The organism is bacterium (assembly GCA_016708025.1).
Lineage (GTDB): Bacteria > Zixibacteria > MSB-5A5 > GN15 > FEB-12 > FEB-12.
Genome location: JADJGQ010000001.1, coordinates 734,142 through 756,730, shown reverse-complemented (window position 1 = coordinate 756,730; position 22,589 = coordinate 734,142). Strand labels below are relative to the sequence as shown.

18 protein-coding genes are annotated in these 22,589 nt (G+C 53.5%); 3 read left to right on the top strand and 15 right to left on the bottom strand.

The genetic code is table 11. The features are described 5' to 3' along the window. Positions 1–3: 3 nt before the first annotated feature. From IPH75_03295 to IPH75_03235, 13 genes are all read right to left on the bottom strand, one after another. Entirely contained in the window at positions 4–372 is a 369-nt protein-coding gene (locus tag IPH75_03295; protein ID MBK7141092.1) for a LapA family protein, read from the bottom strand. Positions 373–471: 99 nt separating this feature from the next. Continuing rightward, entirely contained in the window at positions 472–1,152 is a 681-nt protein-coding gene (locus IPH75_03290) for a hypothetical protein (protein MBK7141091.1), read from the bottom strand. A gap of 123 nt (positions 1,153–1,275) precedes the next feature. After that, entirely contained in the window at positions 1,276–2,154 is an 879-nt protein-coding gene (locus IPH75_03285; GenBank protein MBK7141090.1) for a DUF3473 domain-containing protein, read from the bottom strand. 17 nt (positions 2,155–2,171) lie between these two features. Then, the gene (locus IPH75_03280) at positions 2,172–2,963 is read right to left on the bottom strand and encodes a CpsD/CapB family tyrosine-protein kinase (GenBank protein MBK7141089.1); all 792 of its coding nucleotides are present in this window, start codon (positions 2,961–2,963) and stop codon (positions 2,172–2,174) included. 7 nt (positions 2,964–2,970) lie between these two features. After that, the gene (locus IPH75_03275) at positions 2,971–4,083 is read right to left on the bottom strand and encodes a hypothetical protein (GenBank protein ID MBK7141088.1); all 1,113 of its coding nucleotides are present in this window, start codon (positions 4,081–4,083) and stop codon (positions 2,971–2,973) included. A 43-nt stretch (positions 4,084–4,126) separates the two neighbouring features. Beyond that, complete coding sequence (locus IPH75_03270) at positions 4,127–5,095, bottom strand: polysaccharide biosynthesis/export family protein (protein MBK7141087.1); 969 nt, start codon at positions 5,093–5,095, stop codon at positions 4,127–4,129. A gap of 115 nt (positions 5,096–5,210) precedes the next feature. Then, entirely contained in the window at positions 5,211–6,860 is a 1,650-nt protein-coding gene (locus IPH75_03265; GenBank protein MBK7141086.1) for a GGDEF domain-containing protein, read from the bottom strand. A 90-nt stretch (positions 6,861–6,950) separates the two neighbouring features. After that, a complete protein-coding gene (locus IPH75_03260; protein ID MBK7141085.1) occupies positions 6,951–7,634 on the bottom strand; it encodes an STAS domain-containing protein in 684 nt (227 codons plus the stop codon). A 77-nt stretch (positions 7,635–7,711) separates the two neighbouring features. After that, on the bottom strand, positions 7,712–9,751 hold the full coding sequence (locus tag IPH75_03255; GenBank protein MBK7141084.1) for a SpoIIE family protein phosphatase: 2,040 nt from the start codon (positions 9,749–9,751) through the stop codon (positions 7,712–7,714). Positions 9,752–9,819: 68 nt separating this feature from the next. Then, positions 9,820–11,637: a PorV/PorQ family protein gene (locus IPH75_03250; GenBank protein MBK7141083.1), complete on the bottom strand. Its 1,818-nt coding sequence runs from the start codon at positions 11,635–11,637 to the stop codon at positions 9,820–9,822. Further along, positions 11,634–14,624, bottom strand: coding sequence for a hypothetical protein (locus IPH75_03245; GenBank protein MBK7141082.1), 2,991 nt, complete (start codon positions 14,622–14,624; stop codon positions 11,634–11,636). Before IPH75_03245 ends, IPH75_03250 begins: the two co-directional genes overlap by 4 nt. 303 nt (positions 14,625–14,927) lie before the next feature. Then, a complete protein-coding gene (folD, locus tag IPH75_03240) occupies positions 14,928–15,812 on the bottom strand; it encodes a bifunctional methylenetetrahydrofolate dehydrogenase/methenyltetrahydrofolate cyclohydrolase FolD (GenBank protein ID MBK7141081.1) in 885 nt (294 codons plus the stop codon). 92 nt (positions 15,813–15,904) lie between these two features. Beyond that, the gene (locus IPH75_03235; GenBank protein MBK7141080.1) at positions 15,905–16,735 is read right to left on the bottom strand and encodes a TIGR00282 family metallophosphoesterase; all 831 of its coding nucleotides are present in this window, start codon (positions 16,733–16,735) and stop codon (positions 15,905–15,907) included. 350 nt (positions 16,736–17,085) lie between these two features. Between IPH75_03235 and IPH75_03230 the strand changes: the two genes are divergently transcribed. The 3 genes from IPH75_03230 to IPH75_03220 all read left to right on the top strand — a co-directional run bounded on the left by IPH75_03230 (position 17,086) and on the right by IPH75_03220 (position 20,999). After that, positions 17,086–18,429 (top strand): hypothetical protein, encoded by a 1,344-nt coding sequence (locus IPH75_03230; protein MBK7141079.1) that lies wholly within the window; start codon positions 17,086–17,088, stop codon positions 18,427–18,429. Positions 18,430–18,442: 13 nt separating this feature from the next. Further along, positions 18,443–19,375, top strand: a complete 933-nt coding sequence (locus IPH75_03225; GenBank protein ID MBK7141078.1) for a DNA adenine methylase — start codon at positions 18,443–18,445, stop codon at positions 19,373–19,375. 493 nt (positions 19,376–19,868) lie between these two features. Beyond that, a complete protein-coding gene (locus tag IPH75_03220) occupies positions 19,869–20,999 on the top strand; it encodes a hypothetical protein (protein ID MBK7141077.1) in 1,131 nt (376 codons plus the stop codon). A 39-nt stretch (positions 21,000–21,038) separates the two neighbouring features. On the opposite strand, the gene IPH75_03215 is transcribed toward IPH75_03220, so the two are convergent. Continuing rightward, positions 21,039–21,401, bottom strand: coding sequence for a hypothetical protein (locus IPH75_03215; protein ID MBK7141076.1), 363 nt, complete (start codon positions 21,399–21,401; stop codon positions 21,039–21,041). A gap of 7 nt (positions 21,402–21,408) precedes the next feature. Next, on the bottom strand, positions 21,409–22,182 hold the full coding sequence (locus IPH75_03210; GenBank protein ID MBK7141075.1) for a 4Fe-4S binding protein: 774 nt from the start codon (positions 22,180–22,182) through the stop codon (positions 21,409–21,411). Positions 22,183–22,589: the final 407 nt, after the last annotated feature.

Sequence of the window (22,589 nt, the reverse complement as noted above, 5' to 3'; positions counted from 1 at the left end):
AGCTTATCCTTCGCTAAACGGCGACTTGCTTTCCCTGATCCGGCTGTCGGCTCCCTTGAGCAGTTCCGCCGATTCTTCGATCGGGCGATTCCGCAGAATGCCGACCTCGCCTTCCAATGCCTTGATCCGCCGCTTGGCGGCATGCATGTCCACTGACTGCTTTATATAGATTGAAATGAAGATCAGCAGCGACATCACCATCCCGGCCACGAGCGACCAAAAGACCACCGTCACCAGCGGGACATCCAGGTAATTGGGCATCACCGGCCGCAGATAGACATCGACCTTCTGTTCAGGCCCGAAGTTGTTGTACGCGAACGCTATCACCAGGATGAGCATGACAGCGATCAGGATGGCTCGAATAATCCACATACGTCCTCCAGCCCGGTAATCCTAACCGGTTACGTAACATAGTGGCAGGCGGGAATGCGGTCAACAGAAAAAGGCCCCGGAAGACCGGGGCCCGTGAACTTACTCGGAATCGTCTTTACTGATGGGGGTAAAAGCAAGCGAATTGAGCATCGTCGCCACTTCCGCGTAAACGTCATCATGGAAGTTGTGCTCACACATCAGGTGCATCACCAGCATAATACCGGCATCAGACTTGACGATGATCACATTCCCGGAATAGGCGCCATATACGCGCATACCGGCATTGGAGGCCTGTGATTCCTGGATCTCCTTGACATATTTCGACTCACCCTTCCAAACCAGACCGCTCTTGCCGCCGATCTGCGGCATTTTTTTGTCTTTGGGAATGATGTCCGGCTGGTTCAGGAATTCGAACTCGCTCAGGATCTCTTTCTTCTGTTTTGACTTGAAAGTGCTGCTGCGCAGCGAATCCAGCATGTCGTTCGGGCTCATGCTCGAAGTATCCGCATAGATGACCAGACGCGGAATATAGGTGTAATCCTGTGCAGAACGATAGTCCGGCGGTATGCCGTAATTCTTCTGTGTCAGGACCAACCGGAAATTATCCTCGTCCTTCTTCATTCTGGCTTGCCAGTTCGAATGGACCGTCAACTTGAAGCCGAAGCGATTATCCTGATACACGCCATCGGTAATGGTGCCGGAAACTTCCTTCTTTCTCCGTGCGTCCGCCACACCCACCGTGATCAGGATGGCTGCAAGCATGATCAGTATTCGTTTCATAACAACTCCTTCACGTGCGTATCGAATTCGCGTAGTAGGTCAAACCTACGAATAACGGTTGGGTCGTCAAGTAGATTTTATACACCCGAGCGAACTGTTTGGACGATATGGCTATGGGAACAATCAGCCGTCGCGCCGTTCGAACCCGATCGGCTTTTTTCCGTGAGAGCGAATGTAGTCAGAAATAGTGGTAAATTCAAAGTCATTCAACAGCCGCTCCAGCTTGGTCAGGAAAAGGGCGGTCGATCCGTACGTCCGGAACCGCTGCATCGCCGTCAATCCTTCGATCTCCGGTGGGTTCGGATCAAGCTCCCAGGGATGAATGTAGACCATGGCAGGCTGGTGTTGGCCATTCAGCCGGTTAACCATCGCCCGAGTGTACCAATAAGGAGAATGCCTCAGGTACCCCCCACCCGCCATTGGCAAGTTGAGGCCAAACATCCGGAAAGTGCTTGAAGGCATCTCCCAGAGCGAACTGCCATCCTCAAAATGCATCTTGAATAACTGGCGTGGACCGTCCGGCATGCCATACAAGTCGTGTTTGATGGGAAAGATCGAACTATCGTACGCAAACCCCAGTTCAGCCAGGGTCTTGAATGCCCATTTGCAGCTCGAGTTCATCGACCAGCTTGGTGCTCGATACCCCATGGTCTTAATACCGCACGCCTTCAATATCGCATCCATAGCACGCTGAGTATCCTCACGAAATGTCGCGGCATCCAATTTGTCAACGCGACGGTGCTGGTAGCTGTGACAGCCGATCTCATGGCCATGGTCCGCGATTTCGGCGATCAGGTGCGGATGCTTCTCCGCAACCCAACCCAGCACAAACCAGGTCGCGGTCACCCCCTTTCGATCGAACAAATGGAGCAAACGTCGGCAGTTCTCCACCACGGTCGACCGCAAATGCGGCCAGTCCTCGGTTTTGAACCGACTCTGCAGTACCTCGACGACATACCATTCCTCGAGGTCAACTGTCAGCAAGTTCACCTGCTTACTCATATCGATATTCGGCTGGATTAGCGGGAAAGACTGTTTTTGGGTTTCTGGTCACCGTTGCCGTTGGTCTTACCGGATTTCGAACCCTTGTCGGAACCCGACTTTCCGTCTTTGGCATCCGATGGACGCTGCGAATAGTCGTAACCATAGTAGTCGTGATTGTAGAAGTACGGCAAGGTCCCGTCGGCATTGTTCAAGATCACTCCCAACAGCTTGTTGGTGGATGAGCTGAGGATCGACGAGGCTCGCTGCACGATATCGCGCTGTGTGGCGCCCGCCTTCACGACGAACAGAATACCATCGACTTCCTGCGACAGAAGCATCGGGTCCGAGACCGGGATCACCGGCGCACAGTCAATGACGATGATATCATAATAAAACTTCATTTCCTGGATCACTCGTCCGATCGCCACAGCATCAAAGACATCCGCTGGCGATTCATGCGTCCGGCCTGCCGTGATCAGGTCGAGTTTTTCCAGCGAGGTTTTCTTGACCGATTCCTTCACCGGTAAACTATCGACCAGAACATCCAACAGCCCCTTCTGGCGAGGGATCTTGAACAGCTTATGAATGGTAGGGCGACGGACATCGGCATCGATCAACAGCGTCTTCATCCCCTTTTTAGCGGCGGTCAGGGCTAGTAATGCAGCCACCGTCGACTTCCCCTCGGATAACATCGAGGATGTGACCATGATCGCCTTCATCTCGCGATCCTTGTTATGGAACTGCAGGTTATGCAGAAGGCGACGGAACTCGGTCGCCGGACCGCTCTCGAGACTGAAGAAATCGATGATCGAATGTTGCGACGCCATGCAGACATCAGCCTTTCTGTGAAACGTTGCCCAGAAGTTTGTCCAGATTTTCCAGGATCTCTTCTGCCCGCTCGTACGCGGTGAGATTGTGAGTCAGGGATGGATTCAACTCCACCGCTTTCCTGAAATGTTGTACCGATCGACCGCAGGCAAGTTTCGCCATTTCCAGAAATGCCTGGCCCAGCTCCGCCTGAAGGTCGGGATAGATCGGGTAGCGCGAGACCTGGCCGGTCAAGACAGAGATCCGCTCCTGCAGCGACCGTTCGGTCAACTGCTCCGGGAGCAGACTGGTCTGCACGTAGGCCGCGGCCAATTCATGACGACGCGCCTCCCGGCGTGAATCGCGTATCGAACTGAAAATTTCAAAGCTGCGGGCCAGGTGATGTTCCTTCATGCTCGCCAGCCCGGATTCCAGCATCTGCCCGGAGAACTCAGGATAGATGAGACAGGCCTTGCGAATGGCATCCGCCACGCGTCCGATCATGATCTGCGGTTGCGCGGAACTCATCGCCTGATGCAGCCAGGCGAGCCCCAGATTAAAATACGCATCTGCGTAATAAAGATTAATCGCCACCGCCTGTTCAAACTGGCTGATCGCACGCAGCGACTCTCCCGCCGAAAGCAACGCCTCGCCCAGATTATTGTGGTAGTCTGCGAAATTCGGACGCATTGCCACCGCCCGCTCGGACGATTCCACCGCCTGGTGCGGACGCCCCATCAGCAATTCAACTATACTGAGCTGATTGAACGACTGATGAAGTTCCGGGTTGATACGGGTCGCCTGGTGAAGCAGTTCCTGGGCCTCGTAAAGAAATCCCTTGTGGTACAGCATCACCGCGAGCTGGTGCATGGTCAGCGGGTGGCCATCCTGCAGGACCCGACGGTACGACTGCAACAGGAGTTCGATCTCCTGCTTTTTTTCGTAATGCGTCGACTTGACCAGGTTGAGGATCTCATCCGGGAGGATCTCCTGCGGATGCGGACACTGGATAGTTTCTGCCGGAGTGCCGTCGACAAAGATGGTCGTGGCGATCGCGCCACGAGTAACATCGTTGGCCGTCTGAATGAGATACTCGCGCTCTTGCTCGCGAAGCTTGCTGCTCATTCTGTATGTTTCCATCCCGGTCTCCTTACCTCTCTCCTGTCAATGGGTCTGTCGGCGATCAGTCACCGCTCGAAATACGGTCGATCAGCAGCCAGGCAGTACTGGCGGTTCCGACAATGGTCGCGATCGTCCCAAAGTTCAGGAAACTGGTCGTCCGCTGTGGGACGATGAATGTATCTTCTTTACGCACGACATACCGGATCGGCTCTCCGGTCTTGGAATATTTCTCGACATTGATCTGATAAGTCTGTGAATACGCGCCGTCGCGTGAAATGACCTTAACTTTCTTCAGGTCGGCTGTCGGCGACGGTCCTCCTGCGGCGGCCAGTATCTGCAACAAGTCGGCATTCTCCTCGAATTGCACCGGCCCAGGACGAGTCACCGCCCCCAGCACATAGACCGTGTTTTTAGCTTCGGTACTGAATTCACCTATCGCCGCCTGCGGTATTCCGCCGGGAAGCGCAGGAATTTCGATGGTATCCTGACGTCGCAGCCGCGGCAAATGGTCGACATTCCCTTCGGACACTGCCTTCGAGACATTGATCACTTCCACTTTGCCGGCTTCCTCGCCACCGCGAATGATGGTAACACGAGTCAGATCGCCCAACGGAGTAACACCACCGGCCTCGTTGATCACGTCCCAAAGCCCAGGGATCGTTTCATACGTCCGCTTCCCGGGAGACAAAACTTGGCCGGTCAGATAAAGGAAATTGTAATTAAATTGCGTAACCCGAACCACCGCTTGGGAGATATTCTTGTTGAGACGGGACATCTGACGGATGATCTCATTCTGCAACTCTTCCGTCGTTTTGCCGGTCACTTCGATCTGGCCGATAATATCCAGCGTGATCCGGCCATCCTGGCCGACTTTCACCGTCGTATTGAGGCTCTCGTCCTGCCAGAATCGGATATCCAAAACGTCCTCAGGACCGATCCTGTATTCCGTCGTCTGGGCAGACAAGGTCAGGCATCCCAGCAAAAGGAAGCCGAAGGTCATCGCCAGTGCATAGATCGGACGTAGTTTCATATCTAACTCAATTCCCTGCAACTAGTTCTCTAAATCGGCAAATGGTGAGATTTCATTAACCGTGGAATATAGACCGTCAAAAAAGCTGTTGTAAAGCTTTAAAACCCGACTGGTCTTAGGTGGTTCCAATCATCGTCTCGGGACTGTACAAAAGATACTGATTTCTCCCTCGCGCTTTGGCCGTCAGAAGCGCCATATCAGCGGCGAAAATCAGCTTTTGGTCGGAATCGGCATGGAGTGGAAAGATCGCCCCACCCACGGAGATCGTGCAGCGAATCTCTGCCGGCGGGTCATCGAGGGAAAAGACTGTTTCATCCAGCTTGGTCTTGAGTCGTTGCATGAACTGAATACAGGTAGGACTGTCAGCCTCAGGCATGATCACGCAGAACTCATCCCCCCCGTACCGCGCGATTATGTCGATCGTTCGAATGGAATTCCGCAGGATCGGCCCAAATCTCCCGATCACCTCGTCACCCGCCAAATGGCCGTGCGTATCGTTGATCCCTTTCAAGTCATCCAGGTCGAACATGATTAACGCCAGATTCCGCTGATAACGGCGGGCACGATGCACTTCCTCGGCCAGACGTTTGCGGAAATACCTCTGGTTCGACAAGCCGGTCAGGTTGTCCGTGAACGAGAGCTCTTCAAGGAGTTCGAACGAATGTGCATTGTCGAACATCTCCTGAGCCTGCCCGAGAAGCGAGTGCAGTCGACGCGCCAGATCGGGGGCGGGACGTTCCCGGTCAAGCGCCAATAATCCCGGCCGGTGTGAATGAAGGGGGAAATTCGCCAGATGGGCGAATCCATGCTCTCGCAGTGAATCAAACCACGGCTTGGCGTCCGGCTGTTCAGTCGCCAACGCCTCAAGAGATTTCATCCCGCCAGGATTGATCAGTTGAAGCGTGTTGCGAAAGACCGCCCGCGGCGGTGCTTCGGGGCGGTCACTCAATCCATTCCGGATCGCCACCGCATGCGTAGCATCATCCTTTGATTCGGTGAAATAGGCGGAGCGCTGCATTCCCAGGTCTCGCTGCACTGCATCGACTATCCGGGGAACCAATGTTTCGGTATTCCGGTGGCGTACCAGTTTGAGTATGTGCGAAGTTTGGGTTACTAATCGCGGCGGCTGAACCTTGGGAGGCTCGGGTTGCGCCTGTCGCTGCTGCAGTTTCTCCAGTTTTGCCTCCTGCCAGCGAACATGGTATGCCGCCGATAGCGAATGCGCCAGACCTGCTACCATCACGCCGAAAGAGACATTATCTGTGTGTGGACTGCTCTTGAGAAAATAGACGCCGTACAGATTGTCGCGCCAGAAAATCGGGAAGAACAGGTCGATCCCAAAACCAGCCAACCGTTCGAACAGATCTTTCGGTAATACGCCGCGGAGCGCATTGAGTTCCTGGGGAAGGAATGACTTGCGCAGGACCGTCGCCAGCTCAGGAGTATACTTAGTCCGGAATTCCGTCCGGCTGAATGCCGTCATGCCATAGTAATAGTTCATCTCCAGCATGCCGCGCTGCTTGCGCAGGAAGATGATCCGCTCACATTTGCACGCGGATTTGAGCACTTCGGAGACCTTACCCGCAATGGTCAGGATCTTCCCGTCGAGACTGTTGGAGAGGAGAAATTCAGAGAATTCCTGGAGAGACATCCCCTGGAGATTTGCGCCTGCTCTCTTTTCTGATCGAATGCGGAGAACAAGCAGAACCGATAAGAGCGCGCAAAGCAGGCCCAGAATGATCAGCAGGGCTGTTTCCAGTGTCATAGTTAGTGCCGTTCCAGACATTAACGTGTTGTGATACCGTAATATAATGATGTTTCGGGGAAAGTTGTCAACAGAAATCGTCGCGTGTGACTAGTAATGCCGGCGCACAAACTGAAATCTCGCGCGCCGTGAGAGCAGACCATTTGAACGGAGAATCGCGAAAATCCGCCACCAGCCGAGGATTTCCGTCCCCGGACGTCGGTTTACCTCTCGCTTCAGCTCGGAAATTGTGGCAAAGGGATCGTTTTTAACCGCCAGAAGAACCCTGGTCTCCGGACTTTCCGGAACCACCGCGACCCGTGGATCATCTACCAGAGTCGCCGTCGAGCCGTACTGTTCGCGGCCGGAAGCCAACTCGTCAATGACCGTCAGGTGGGTTACTTGCCGGTCTTTTTTTTTTAGCCCGCCATCAGCGGGAGAAGTATCGAACCGTGAGCGGGCGTCGTCTATCGACTCGAACGCCTGCAGGACATTGTCAAATTCAAGCAGTTGGTAGATCTCGTAGACATTCGGGATCATGTTGGCCAGCTTGATATCCCCGCCTCTCCCCCGTACCTCTTTGATATGGGAAATGAAGATCCCCCAGCCAGCCGACGAAATGTAATCCACCCCTGCCAGATCAAAGACGATCTTGTACCGGCCGCGCTTGAGAAGTGAATCGATCACTTCTTCCAGCTCACCGGCCGTCAACGTATCAATGACACCATCGACCCGTATTTCGGATACGGAGCGATCCTGTCCTGACTCTGATAATGATATGCTGATATTTTCCATATTTAGAATTGGCATCCTAGTGGGACCAACCCGACCTCAGAAGGAACGCAGAAATCGAGATTCTGGCAAGGGAAATATTAACCGGCGGAATTCGCGTCGGGAGCCGGATCAGTCACGCTATGCACTGTCTCCGTTGGGATTGCAGTCGATTCACTCTCCCCCTGCACACGACAGACGATAAAGGTGATATCGTCGCTTTGCTTGGTCAGGCCCGAGAAATTGTCGATCTCGTCAACTATCGACCGGGCAAAGTCGGCCACTTTATCCCTGGCATGCGCGAGTTGCCACTGTTGGAAATATTCGCTCAGCCGGTCCATCCCGTACTGCTTGCGCGTCCTGTCTGTTGCCTCACTCAGCCCGTCTGTGAACAGGAAAAAGACATCGTTCGGCCTGAGCTCTATCACCCGCTCTTCCAGCGAATCGGCGAATGTCCGCTTGAGGGTCGCATCGACCCCGACCGGCATACCGGATGGATTGATTCTCCCCGCCTGACCGCGCGAAGCCTCAAAAAAGAGCATCGGATTATGCCCCGCTGATACAATCTGTAACTGGCGCTGAGTCGCCTGGTAGATCACTAACTGGACAGTAATGAACATCCCCGCCGGCATATTTCGTACCAGATACTCGTTCACCATTAGCAGGGTCTCGCGCGCCGACCGATTCCGCTCGGCATAGATCCGGATCACCGTCCGGAGCATGGACATCACCAGCGACGCTGGAACTCCCTTCCCCGACACATCCGCCACCACCAGACAATACTGATCCTCGCCAACGGGAAAGATGTCGTACAGGTCTCCACCGACAACCGAGGCGGCACGGTAGAAAATGCCGACCTCCAGGCCGGGCATGGTCGGGATCTCACGCGGAAGCAGGGTCTTCTGGATCTGCGAGGCTACCTCGATCTCTTTCGCCATCCGCTCACGCTCGATGATATTCTTCCGGTCGCGGCTGAGCCGCGTCGTCATATCATTCAATGCCCGCGAAATCTCGAAAAACTCATCGGCTCCTTCGAGCGGGAGCTCGGTTTCGAGATCCCCCTGGGAGAAGCGACGGACTCGCTCGGTGATCTTGAGAATGGGTGTGACAAAGTAGTTCGACAGCAGGTAGATCCCGACAATCCCGATCAACAGGAGTGCGCCCGTCAGCCAGATGATCTTCCACCGGGCATCTTCAAGCATCTGATAGACCGGTCCCGATGAATACGTGATCAGGACCTTGCCCAGGACCCGCTCTCCCGACTGGATCGGCAGGATCAGATAGTTCATCGATTCGCGCCGCATGGTGAAGCGCTGGGGGCTCCCCAAAACCTCACGGTTTATATGGTCGGGAAATTCATACTGTTTGCGGATATTGCGAATATCATCCGAGTGAGCGACGATCACATCACCGATGTCCACCAACACCACTTGCTCGAGCATCTCGTTCGATTCTACGTATGAAACCAGTAATTCATCGAACTCAACGTCGCTTCGATTATTGATGATATACCCTGCCGCCTGTTGGGAAATGGTCTTCCCAAGCGCACTGACAGTTCCGTCCAGATGCTGGTAGACCTCGCGGGTGGACCGGTCATTGATGAAATAGAACGCCGTACCGACTATCAGGAATACAATAAAGAAAGTCCAGAAGGAGAACTTGGCTCGCAAAGTCGTCATCCGACTAAGGAGCGGCGACGACCCAATGCGGGCCGGCGGCGAGATCCGCTTGAACATCCGAAGTTCGTTGTATTCGGCCGAGGAGATATACTCGACCGAATCCATGATCTTCTGGATCATGTAGAAGCCGAGTCCCCCTTTGCGGCCCGATTCTACCAGTCGCTCCAGATCGATCTTCCCGCTCCCCTGCGGCTGGAATGACCGCCCGGTATCGATCAGCGAAAACGCCATTAACTTCTGATAGATGACCACTCGAAGGCGCAGCACCCCCCGTTCGTACAGGTAGGCATGCCGGATGATATTGGTTGCCCCCTCTTCGATCGCCAGGAGCACCGCGGCGGTATCTTTCCGTGCCATCCCGGCCGCCGCACAACTCTCCTTGACGACTCGACGAATGGAATCGAGATACTTCTCTTCAGCGAGAAATTCTGCGTCGATCTCTTTGACTGGTCGGCGGAACATAGGCGATAACGTAGGTACAGACGGCCAAACGTGCTACAAAAAAAGAGGCAAGTAACGTCGATGGAATACTATTGAGACTGCAGCCTCAGTTTGGCCTGGCGAATGTTCTCTATCGTGCTGGCGTTGTTCGGATACACTTTGAGGACCCGCTCCCAGGCATCGATAGCTTTCTGATAGTCTTTATTCCGCATATGCCTCAACCCTTCGAGGTATAGCGGCCAGATCTCTTTGTCTTTCTGCAGATCTTCCAGCGTCGGCGGCATCGGCGCAACCGCTCCCAGTTTCCCCATATACTCCAGCGCCACCGGATCCTGCGGATTGACCCGCAGCACGGCCTCGAACTGGCGGCGAGCCTCACTCAGCTTGCCACCGTTAAACAGGTCGATGCCCAGTTTCAATTGCTGAGTAACATCCAGGCGGTCCACCAGCCGCTGTTTGGCTGCGCGCACTTCCGCATCATCGGGGGTCAGTTCCAAAATTCGGTTGTATGCCTCGATCGCCACAACTAAATGGCCGTCTTTCTCGGCTTGTGCGGCTGTCGCCCGACTCTCCGCTACCTCTGCCTTGCGCGCACCGACAATATCGTTGCGCAGTTCAAGCGCCCGCTCGTTGTTCGGCTCGATATCCAATACCAGATTGATCAGGTCAAGCGCCGCAGGATAGTACTTCTTGTTGTAGAACAGACGTGCCTGTTCATAATACGTGTTTGAGAAGTTCGCCTGTTCCTTTTGGGCTTCCTGGATCCGGCGCATCTCCTGTTCCTGGATCTTCTGCACCCGTTGAATGGCGCTGATCGTCCCAAGGATCTCGTTATTCCGTTCATCAAACGCCAGTGCGCGCTGATAATAGCTGAGCGCTGAATCCAGCTCCAGACGCTGGTAGAATGTATCCGCTTTGGCCCGGAAGAACTGGAACTGACGATCCCGTTCTCCCTGCAACATCAGATCCCCTCGCTCGGCTTCTTCCGTCTCGCGGCGACGCTTCTGCTCGGTGACGGATGGCCCTATCAGGATGGAAAGCGAAAAGCGGTGGCTATCCTCGATATAGTCCATCAACTTGTATGCATAGTCGATCTTCAGCCGACCATACCCGATCCCCGCACCAAACGTGAAATCATCGCGATCATACCCGCCGCGAAGGGCGTATTTCTCCGCGATCAGCAATTCGACTCCGGTATGAACCAGCAGATCCCGATCCTCGATCTTCTCCAGGTCAACTGCCGCGGACAGAGCCAACGAACCGGAAAGCGGTGCACGGTTCAGCGCCAGACCGCCGATCAGACTGACGGGCGCATCTTCAGACAACGAATCGAGAGTCAGTTGCGGCGGGATAATATCTCGGGCCATCACTCCGAGCGACATATGTTTGAACAGATCCAATTGCATCCCTGCATCCAGACCGATCCCGTAGTCGGACAGATCATCGATCGAGCTATTCAGGACTTTGAACGTCATCCCTGCCGAGAGACTCTTGCCGAAATTCCGGCCGTAGGCCAACAGGAACTGCCAGGATGAATAGTCGAATGTCCCCTGTTCTATGAAGTCGGTTCGCCGAATGATATCGTCGGTGCCGATCCGCATGAAGCCCACGCCAAATCCACCCAGGCCATTGACGGGCGAGGCCCACGTGGCCACATCGTAGATCGTCCCCTCAAACAAACTCATATGCATCAGGGCGATCTCCTGATACTCCAGCCGCGGCAAACCTGCCGGGTTGTAGTAGATCGCGTTAGCATCAAAAGGTAATGAAATGGTCGCGCCCCCCATACCGAGCGAACGCGCACCCGCACCAAGTACAAACGGTGACTCGACACCGGCATCATCAGCCGAATAAGCCGAGGTCGCTATCAGCATCACCAACAGGAGTAGCGTGCGAAGTAACGTCATTTCAGCACCGCCACTTTCAACCTGGCTTCTTCACCAGTTCGTGTCACCAGCAGGCTCACAATGTAGACGCCGTCATGAACCATTACTCCGGCGCCATTCAGGCCATCCCACTCGATAATATGCGGGCCGGGCGACGCCAATGGTGAGGTTGCCTCGATCCGCCGATTGAGCACCAACTCGCCACCGAGCGTGAAGATCCGAAAATCGAGAATAGACTCCTCGACCAGCGTATACGCAAACCTAGCCACCCCGCTTCCGGGATGCCACGGATTGTCTTCGATCATAAAAGATTGCGCAAGCGATGGACCTGCCACCTCAAAAGTCTTCTTGAGAATACTGCCGCCATTCGGAGGAGCTGTCACCATCACCTGTTCGCCGAGCGCCGGACCATCGATGTAAGTCGCGCTGATCCCCGAAGTATCCAGCACCACCCCAAACGCTGAGGCTATGTCCGCATGAATATCTGCGCGCAAGGCGATCGTCCAGGTCTCGCCGACGGCAATTGAATTCTCACCGAAAATGAACGTCAGGGTGTCATCATTAGCGACCACCGAACTCAGCTCGGTGCCATTGTCGAAGAAGGCAATGGTGGAAATGTCTACAACCTCGGAAGCCGCGATCGGGTCACCTTGCTTGTCCGTCATTCGAAGACGCACAGTATCCAAACAGAGAAGATTTACGTCGGACTGTGCCATGTTGGTCAGGCTCAATTGGAATAGTTCACAATTGAGATTTTTGAAGACCGGCTCCGGCAAAGTCTGGACCGGTTCCACAAACAGTGACGCTATGGTCGAGGCTACTCTTATCGTATATGAAAACGTGCTGTCTCCCGTGAAACGCGCAGGCGCGGCCGTATTTATATCGGTCGGCCGATCGGTCAGGGTAAAAGTCAGAGTGAAGGTGGTGTCGAAATCGGGCGCCTTCAATTCAAATATGATCTGCTGATCGGCAATGATATCCCCGATAGTGTCTCGCCCGGAGATCTCATCAGGTAACCCCAGGTCGATTCCCTGGGTCGACAGATGGTACAGCCCTTCGCTCACCGCTGACTGCCCGGTCTTGGACATCACAACACGCAGGAAGAATGTGCCGCCGGTCTCAACGTAATGCTGCGCACCGATAGTCCCCTGCAGGGAATCGCTCAAACGCAGATCAGCCGGTGCCTCGATATCGATCGTTGCAATATTGTCCACCGGGATCTGTTGTCCGTGATGAGTTGAAACAATGTCAACCCGGAAGACAACATCTACCGCGGCATTCGCCGAAACCACGTCGAAATCTATCACCACCGTATCCTGGGGTTCCAGGTGCGGAATCGTGTCATAGAGAGCCGAGATCGTCACACCATCGCAGGTCAATCGAAGTACCACGCTGTCCAGCGGCGAGTCGGAAACGTTCGCCACCCGCGTGCGAATGATAAACGGCTGATTGGTGTTGACCGCCAAAGGCGCATTCGGCGCCACCGAATGTGTCAGCACTACTTGCGCGATCGGCAACGGTTGGACCCGGATCAACTGACTGTCAAAATTGGTCGTAAACGAGAGGAAGCTCCCGGAACCGGACTGCCGGTACTGCAGGGCAGCGCTGACCCGCAGATCACGCCCCAATTCGTTTGCGGGAATGAAAATTGGGTCAGATGTCACTGTATTGCGTCCCGGCTCCAGCACATCTCCGGGTACATTGATCGGTGCGGTAGAGGTAAAGCTGCTCGCCGAATCCGAGATCGTCATGATCGCCGTTCCTGCGGTCGAATCGATCAGAAGCAGATCGACATCCGTAACGCTCAGATCAAAACTGAAGGCTGTCAGACCGCCCGCCGCCGCAGTGACCGGCTTAAACGTCCCCGGCACATATTGCGGTGAAGTAAACGGCAAAATGTAGATCGAATCTGACACCAGATCGGTGAGACTAAACACCGATCCTCCGGAAACCAGACTGTAGTTGCTCCGCAGGTGATACCAACCCGGCAATAGACCTGCCACCAGACTGATCTGTGAGATCACGCCATTGTACTGGATAACATTGGCCGAAAAACTCGAATGCGTGATAGAACGGTCGCATAAAGTGGTCGCCAGGATATCCCCTGGGCCATAGAGCAATTCCAGTTTGAAATGCGAACTGTCGATCGGTCCATCAAAGCCTGGCGCATTGATCGCAAAGCTAAGCGGGAAATTCGCGCCGGCATAAACCGAGTCTGGTGTCAGTGCGCCATTCTGGAGTTCAACCGACGCCAGCGGTTTGATCTCAAGGGGAATACTGTCTCTGAATCGAGTAGTGTACAGAATACCGTCGACACGATACGCCGCCTCAAGATCAACAATCAGTGTGTCGATCCCGGCTGCCAGACCATTCGTGTTGATACTGACCGGTATCGTATCGACAGCCCCGCTGTCATCCGGGCTGAAGAAGATCCGGACCGATCCACCACCTGAAGTAAACGAAGTGCGCAACGAAGGATTTGACTCTGCTCGTAGTGTCCCGCCATTCCGCACCGCCACTCGCGCAGTGATCGGATACCCCGAGAAGAGATGGGTCAGCGAATCACCCTTAAAATCAAATACTTTGAGAATATCGTAACCGTTGAAGGAGATCTCTGGACGGTTCGAGGTAACCCCCGAATCATTAGCGGCCTGAATAGCGACCACACCCGAAGGCCCCACATAACGGACACCATTGGCCGCCAGATCAATTATGCCGCTGTCACACCAGGTCGGGTCGACAAGTAACGAGGGAAGCATACCGCCATTGGTCGCGGTCAGCCTGATCGGATTGATGAAAAGGCTGTAGTCGTAACGGAGAGTATCGCCGACATCGTAGATCAATATGCGGGAGGGGCCAAACAGTGGCTGACCGATCACCTGCTGGGGAGCGATATCCAACACGATACGCTCTACCCCGCGGGCATCCTGATCGGCCGACTGGGCTGGTGAGAAGAATACCAGCAACAGGAAGCAGATATATAAAAGCGAGCCCTGTTTACAATTCATCACTGACTAATAACACTCCGAGGACTTTTCCACATTCACCCGCGTAACTCTCTACATAGAGCAAACTTCATGCCCTCAAAGCTCCTACAGCCTTCGAATGCGAGAATGTGATGTAATCAGTAAGGCAGCCTAACGCGACCAGCGCATCACGTTGTGACGCAATCGCATAACCAAACACATGCCGACTCAATCCGTCAATCATGGAGAGAGTCGACCAACCCACTCTGGGAGAGTTTTTCCCTGATTCGCCCGATTGCAGCTCTTTGCAGGAATAGTGCAGTATTTGAACAGCCGCTAAGTCGCTCAGAAACCGGCAATTCGCTCGGCCGCCGTCACCGTATTGGTCATCAACATTGCGATTGTCATCAACCCGACCCCACCCGGAACCGGCGTGATAAACGATGCTTTCGTCATGCACTGATCAAAATCAACATCCCCGACCAGCGAGTACCCCTTTTTGGCCGCCGGATTGTCTATCCGGTTGATTCCGACATCGATCACCACCACCCCATCCTTCACCATCTCCCCGGTGATCATCTTTGGACGGCCGATAGCCGCGATCAAAATATCCGCGCGCTTCGTGATCTCAGCCAGATTCTTCGAGCGGGAGTGCGCCACGGTTACGGTCGCGTTGGCCATCTTCCCCTTTTGCAGTAGCATCGCCGCGATCGGTTTCCCGACGATATTCGACCGCCCCACCACCACGACCTCTTTCCCATCCGGGTCGATCCGGTAATGCTCGAGCAATTTAATTATCCCGTGCGGCGTGCACGGCAACAATCCCGGGCGACCGATTAACATCAGGCCGACATTCTGCGGATGGAACCCATCCACATCCTTCGCCGGATCAATCAACAGCGTCATCGCCTCTTCATCGAAATGCTTCGGCAGTGGCGACTGTACCAAGATGCCATGGATCTTTTTATTCGCGTTCAATCCGTGGATGATCGACTCGAGCGCTTCGGGCATCAGCTCTTTCGGCTGACGGATCACTTCGGAGTACATCCCCAGTTCTTCGCACGCTTTCGCTTTGGAGCCAACATAGGTTGCCGACGCCGGGTCATCACCGACCAACACCGCCGCCAACCCAGGGACTATCCCCTTTTCCTTAAGCGCCGCGATTCTCGGCTTGAGTGATTCCTTGATCGCCGAGGCGACTATCTTCCCATCAATGATCTGCGCCGTCATATTCCCTTCTCACGTGCCTGTCTATTAACCTCTCCACCGCCTCATCCCAGCGAAAGCTGGGACCCACTTCCCGTCCCCCTTCGTCTGCCCCCCTACTCCGCCTCGTTAAACACATCCTGCTGCGCGTTATTAATATCAAACGGCAAACAGAACCGCTCGATATCCTCCGCCCGCCCTGACTCCGGATCCACCTTGATCACCACCCCCGATATCCGGACATCCCCCGAGGCAGTCGAAAACCGCTTCGGCATCCCGGTCAGGAATCTCCCCAGCGAGGGTCCCTTCTCCATCCCAATGATCGAATCATGCGGCCCGGTCATCCCGGCATCGGTCAGATAGGCAGTCCCGCGCGGAGTGATCTGCTCATCGGCGGTCTGCACATGCGTATGGGTCCCGACAAGAGCGGAGATGCGGCCATCCAGGAAATGGCAGAGCGCCTGCTTTTCCGAGGTCGCCTCCGCATGGAAATCGATAAAGATGATATTCGTTTCGCTCGACAGATGTCCCACTTCCCGCTTGGCGGTCCGGAAGGGATCATCCAGCGGCGCCATATAGGTCCGCCCCATCAGATTGAGGACGCCGATCTTGATCTCCCCCACCGTGTCGAGATACGACCCGGTTCCGGGGGTGCCGGGCGGATAGTTCGCCGGACGGATCAGTTTCGGGGATTGCGTCTCGAAATATTCGATAATGTCGACCCGATCCCAGATATGATTGCCAGAGGTCTGGAGGTCGATGCCGTAGGAGAACATTTTGCGCGACATTTCGGGCGTCACTCCGAATCCTCCGGCGGCGTTTTCGACATTGGCGATACAATAGTTGACGCCATATTTTTCTTTGAGTGGTTTGATCATGTGGGCTGCCGCCTGACGGCCTGGACGGCCACAGATATCGGCGATGAACATGATGGTGAACAGAGACATGAAAAGCGCTTTCTAAGGCGGAGTACGTGGAGTCCGGCGGGTCCGCCTGCCACACCCGGACAAGGTTCAAAAAAGGTAGACGGATGGTAGTGAAAAGGGGACAAAAGCGCAAGGGGGGAAATGAACGAAAGGACCTTGAGATATCATGGGTCTTTCGTTCGCGCCGCGTAGCTAATTCGGAGGGTGAGCTACCACAACCCACTTATGACCCGCTGCTTTTTTTGGACTGGCACGTGAAAAACTAATTGCGTTCAGCATGACCAGAGAATTAGCTTTGCATACTAGCAACTGAATGTTCTTGACTTGCTGACAAGCAAATGGTCCTAATATGAGAAGGGGAGAATTCACGAATGTCACCTTTGAAAACAGCTGAAATCGCGGTAGTTGATCTCTTGGTGGATGCTCAGAATCCCAGATTTGAGAAACAGAACAGCCAGAGAGAAGCTATCACCAAGATTGTTACGGAGCAGGGCAACAAAATTGTTAGTCTCGCAACTCACATCGCCAAGAATGGCCTGAATCAGTCAGAGTTGCCAATTGTCACAAAAGAACCCGGCAAGGACAAATATGTCGTCTTGGAGGGCAACCGACGCATAGCTGCAATCAAGTTGTTGAGTGAACCGCAACTTGTCAACTCGCTTACAATTCCAGAGTCAATAGCAAGGAAGCTGAAAGAACTCCACACCAAGCACCATAAAAACCTCCCGCTTTCAATTCGATGCGTTGTGGCCGCATCTCGAGAGGAAGCGGGACCATGGATTGAAATACGGCATCTGGGCGAAAATGGAGGCGTTGGAATTATTAGGTGGGACGGTGTAGCAGCCGGACGCTTTAGAGGTGAATCACCAGAGTGGCTATTGCTACAGATGGTCAGCGAAAGTGAATTTCTAGATCAGGATACAAGAGACAAGCTCTACAAACTCTCGATTACCAATATTAAGCGCATCCTGGATACACCTGAGGCCCGCAGACTCATCGGTGTCGACGTTAAAGATGGCGATCTGGTGGTTCTCGGATCCCCTAACGAAGTCATGGCTCGCCTAGCGATTGTAGTCAGCGACATCGCAAACAAGCATGTAAAGGTAACACAACTTGACTCTAAAGAACAGCGTGTCGAGTATGCGAAAAAAGTAATTGCCCGAGAATTGCCCAAACATCACGCGAAAATTGGACCGACAGACCTCGAATCAAGCACTCCCAACAAACAGACTAGAAAATCGAAGCAGCGAACTACTCGATCGAAGGGCGAGCGGAAAACGCTGATTCCGACTACGCTCAACATCACTTTGACACAAAAGAGAATCGCAGAAATATTTGGCGAACTTCAGACCTTGCCAATCGAGAAGTACAAGAATTCGTGCGCAGTGCTTCTTCGCGTCCTATTGGAGATGAGTCTATCTGAATATTCACAGAAGAGGCGAATTCCACTAACAACGACCTCCAAGAAGGGCAATCTCGTTGAAATGAATCTGGCGCAAAAGCTTCTGGCTGTAGCCAATGATATGGAGAAGAGAAAAGCTTGCGAAAAAAAGGAGCTTCAGGGAATCCGTGAATTGGCCAATTCGAAGAATAAGGTCTTCTCAATTCAAAGTTGGCACGCTTACGTTCACAATCAATACTATCATCCAAACCCTAAAGACCTCAGAAACAATTGGGACAACATTGAAGCGTTTTTCGTGAAACTCTGGAACTAAGTATCGATTACCTATGCAGCCTACGACAAATCATCCCTATATGAGCCCATTGCGCTATCCGGGCGGAAAAGGTGCTCTCGCAGCGTTCGTAAAAGTGCTATTGAGACAAAACTCGCTGCTAGATGGCCACTACGTGGAAGTATTCGCCGGTGGAGCAGGTGTTGCTTGGCCGCTATTACTTGAGGAGTACGTGCAACACATACACATTAACGACATTGATGTTGCAATATATGCGTTTTGGAATTCAGTCATTGATTCTACCGACGATTTGTGCAGAAAGATTCGAAACACACGCGTCAGCATGAGTGAATGGACTCGCCAAAGGCAAGTGCAGAACGACGTAAAGAATCATAGCACAGTAGAACTCGGGTTCAGCACTTTTTTCTTAAATCGAACTAATCGATCCGGGATTATTCGCGGTGGAGTAATCGGAGGAAAGTCGCAATCCGGTCATTGGAAACTTGATGCGCGATTTAACAAAATCGATCTCATTCATCGAATAGAACGTATCGCCAAATACAAGAATCGTATTAGCCTATATCAGGCAGACGCTGCAAAGTTCGTCTCAGAAGTACTTCCGAGATTACCCGAAAACACACTTGTGTACTTAGATCCGCCATACTACGCAAAGGGCGCCGAACTTTACAGGAATTTTTATGTTCATGAAAACCACGAGGACCTTGCTGCGCTGGTCCAGTCCTGCATTAAACAGCCTTGGTTCGTCAGTTATGATGCTGTTCCTGAGATACTTAAAATGTATGGGCATCGAAGGCAGTTACTTTACGATCTAAGCTACAGTGCTCAAGATAGGTACTCTGGTCTTGAGGTAATGTTCTTCAGCGACGACATTGCAATTCCGCAAGTTGATCACCCTGCCAAAGTAAACCATAGGATTGACTACCCCTTTTCGCGTGGCACTATCTCCATTCGTCAAAGGTCCAAGTGAGGTTCAGCCGATTATTTCCGTATCACACCTGCGAGTACTTCCCCCTCCGCCCCCTCTAGTATGAAGCCCTACTCCCCGACCGCATTATCTCCGACATTGAATTCTCTCCCCGCCAGAACCGATCCCTCACCCCCGCAACAACCTGATGATGCCAACTTGTCACCGCCTCCCCACTTACTCCGTTTCCATACTCTCGTAGATCTGTGCCTCGGAATACAACACGAATTCTGTCCTTTCTCCCACGAACAGCTTCCCCAGAAACTCGCCCATAACATGGACACTCTTATCTTGACAATGGCAGTAATATTGCTAATTTAGTCCAGTAATACTTTGATGGCCGGAAAACGGATTTCCCCGCCGACAGATTCCAGTATTCGGTGACACCACAATCGCCATCGATTTACTCCGGAATCACCCCAAACAGAAATTTGAATCAAATCAGCAATCGCTTGAGACGCGGGACCGCGTTTTGAGTTCGCTGTGGAGTACCTATATGTTGGTGTTTAAGAGTTTACGTCTCCTCTTGGGGCTATTCCTTCTGGCCGGAATCTCTGCTTTTGCTGGAGAGATCAAAGATCTGCAGTCTGGTCGAAGCTACATTCATCCATCAACCGGAATGAATCTTCCCCGCGCCGCGGCTGACATCCAGTCGCCAATGGCCACATCGACCTTCCACAACGGCGAGACTCTGCAATGTGCCTACTGTCATGTCATGCATGCCAGCGCGCAACACCCGCACGACGGTGCAGCGCTGGTCGATCCGTTTGGAGGTTTTCCACAATCTTACACCCCGACTCCCAATCTTCTCAAGGCTACCGACCCGGTTTCGCTCTGTCTGGCCTGCCATGACAATATGGTGGGGATACCCGATGTCGTCGGTCCTGATGTAAATGGATTGGTGGAGCGATCTGCCGGGCATTTTGGCACACCCGGGGAAGAAAACCCTCGAGGACATAAGTTGAGCTACGGACTGGTGACTGGCGACTGGGAACTTTGTATGCGTTGTCATTTTGGTGGTACTTTCTCCACTGCCGGAGTCACGTGCCTTGACTGTCACAATCCGCACGGCAATGAACGTCCCAGAAATCTACAGTGGGCGTCATATCCCGGTGGCGAGCCTCAGTTTGGTCTATTTGTCAATCCTGGCGCGGCAGGAACCGCCAAGTACGAAGCCTCAAATGTCTCCTATGGTACGCTCAATTCTTCGACACTTCGCGAAGTTTCCAATATGTGTATCGACTGCCACCACGTCTTTACCGGCACATCGTACACCAATCCTGACGGAAGCGACATCCACAGTCTTCACCCTGCGTATGACTCAGAACGAGATACTCGAAATAATATTGGACAGGGAGAAGAGGAAGAAAGTACTGATCCAGAACACTGGACTGCCGGCACCGGGGCTGGTTTTCAGATAACTAATCGCCTGCGCTTCGTGCAGGACGGCGGCACCGAGTATTCGACCTGCACTCAGATTGACCCCGCAACCAATGGCGTATTCTGCCTCTCTTGCCACAAGGCACATGGCGGGAATCGAGCATATGGACTGACCTGGTCTCCATCGGTCGTGTCAGGGATGAATGGCGAAGGATGTGATCAATGTCACGACAAGACGAATGAATGACATTGAACAGTAATTTGGCGCATTACCGGTGCGAGTCGCCTATTCCATCGACTCGCACTCATATATCTGCGCTTCGGTACCGTCATCGAACCGAATCACCTGCTCCATGATCGCCTTGATGCTGTCGGGCGTGATCTGATCAGGATCGTAGGTGAAAACCGCCTTATGCTCAGAAGCAAAAGTCTCAATCCCCGCTATCCCCGCCGTGCTGTCGTACAGTGATACAAAGTAATTTGCCGTCCCCTTGCATTTGAGGCCATCGACTATCGCCGTCAGCTTACTGCCGGCCAGTTCGCCGCTGACATTGGTGGTGGTCGGCTGGGTGAATGCTGTGCGCAGGCCATATCCGCCGAACAGCGTCAGGACCAGTAACATCGGAAGTATCCAGGGAGAGATTTTCATTGGTCACCTACATTTTCGCCTGAAGTTCAAGCACGTTTTTTTCGGGGCAGTCCACCATGCATTCAAGGCAGTTGGTGCAGTCTCGATGTCTCACTACCGGCAGTATGTGGACCGGGATATCATGCGGACAGGCCGTACTGCATTTGCCGCACGAGGTGCAGGTCGACTCATTTCGCACCAGTTTGATGATCCCGATCCGCCCAAACGGGTCGAAAACTGCCGTAAGCGGACAGAGATACCGACAAAAAAACATCGGGATCAATAGTGCCCCGATACCCAGGACAACCAGCACCGCCACGGAAATAGCGCCCAAACTGCCATGCCCCATTCCCGAAAAGATCAGATAGAACGGATCAAATCCGCGAAGGACCAGTTCACCCAGCTTGTAGGTGAAAAAGAGCGAAACCGCGAGCACCAAATAGCGAAGCAGCTTGGCATAGCCGTTCACTTTAGGATTCACTTTCGGGCGGCGTTTCCAGACCAGCTTACCCAGCTTGCCGCCAAGCTCCCCCAGAAAGCCGATCGGGCATCCCCAGCCGCAGAAACTCTTTTTGGAGATGATCGCCAGCGCGATGATCGCCACCATCAGCGACAAATTGAGCGGCCCCAGCGCACAACTGAAAGAGCCATCGGTAAACAGCCCCCAGAGCGACTCTGCCCCGCCAAACGGACAGTACGCTTCGAACGACCGCGAGCCATTTCCCAGCGCGAGCCAGGTCACCAGCCCGAGGATCAGGGTCATCAGTCCATAGCGAGCATAACGAATGAATCGTGTCGACATAGTAAACGAATTACTCCTTCTGAATCACCAGCCCGCAATATACGAATATGGACAGATTACGCAACGCTTTCAATACGTATGACATCTGATAGTGACCCCGTGACCGCGCCCCTCTAGTAGGAGGATCACCACCCCATCCCGCTGTGTAATACAGGATCTTTTTTCAGGACCTTCGTCTGGAGCCAACTCGATTCTCCTGCAACGACCTGGGCATCACAGGCTGTGATCACCTCCCGGCCTTTACGCACAATCGTCATACAGGTCTCCCCTACCCCCACGCACCCAATTCTTGTTGCCAGATTGTAACAACGGGCATATGTTATTGGCAAGAGGACAACTTTGCCTATGATCCCCGGACCGATCGGACCGGGCAGGCACACCAACCGCAGCGACCCCTCACATCGCTG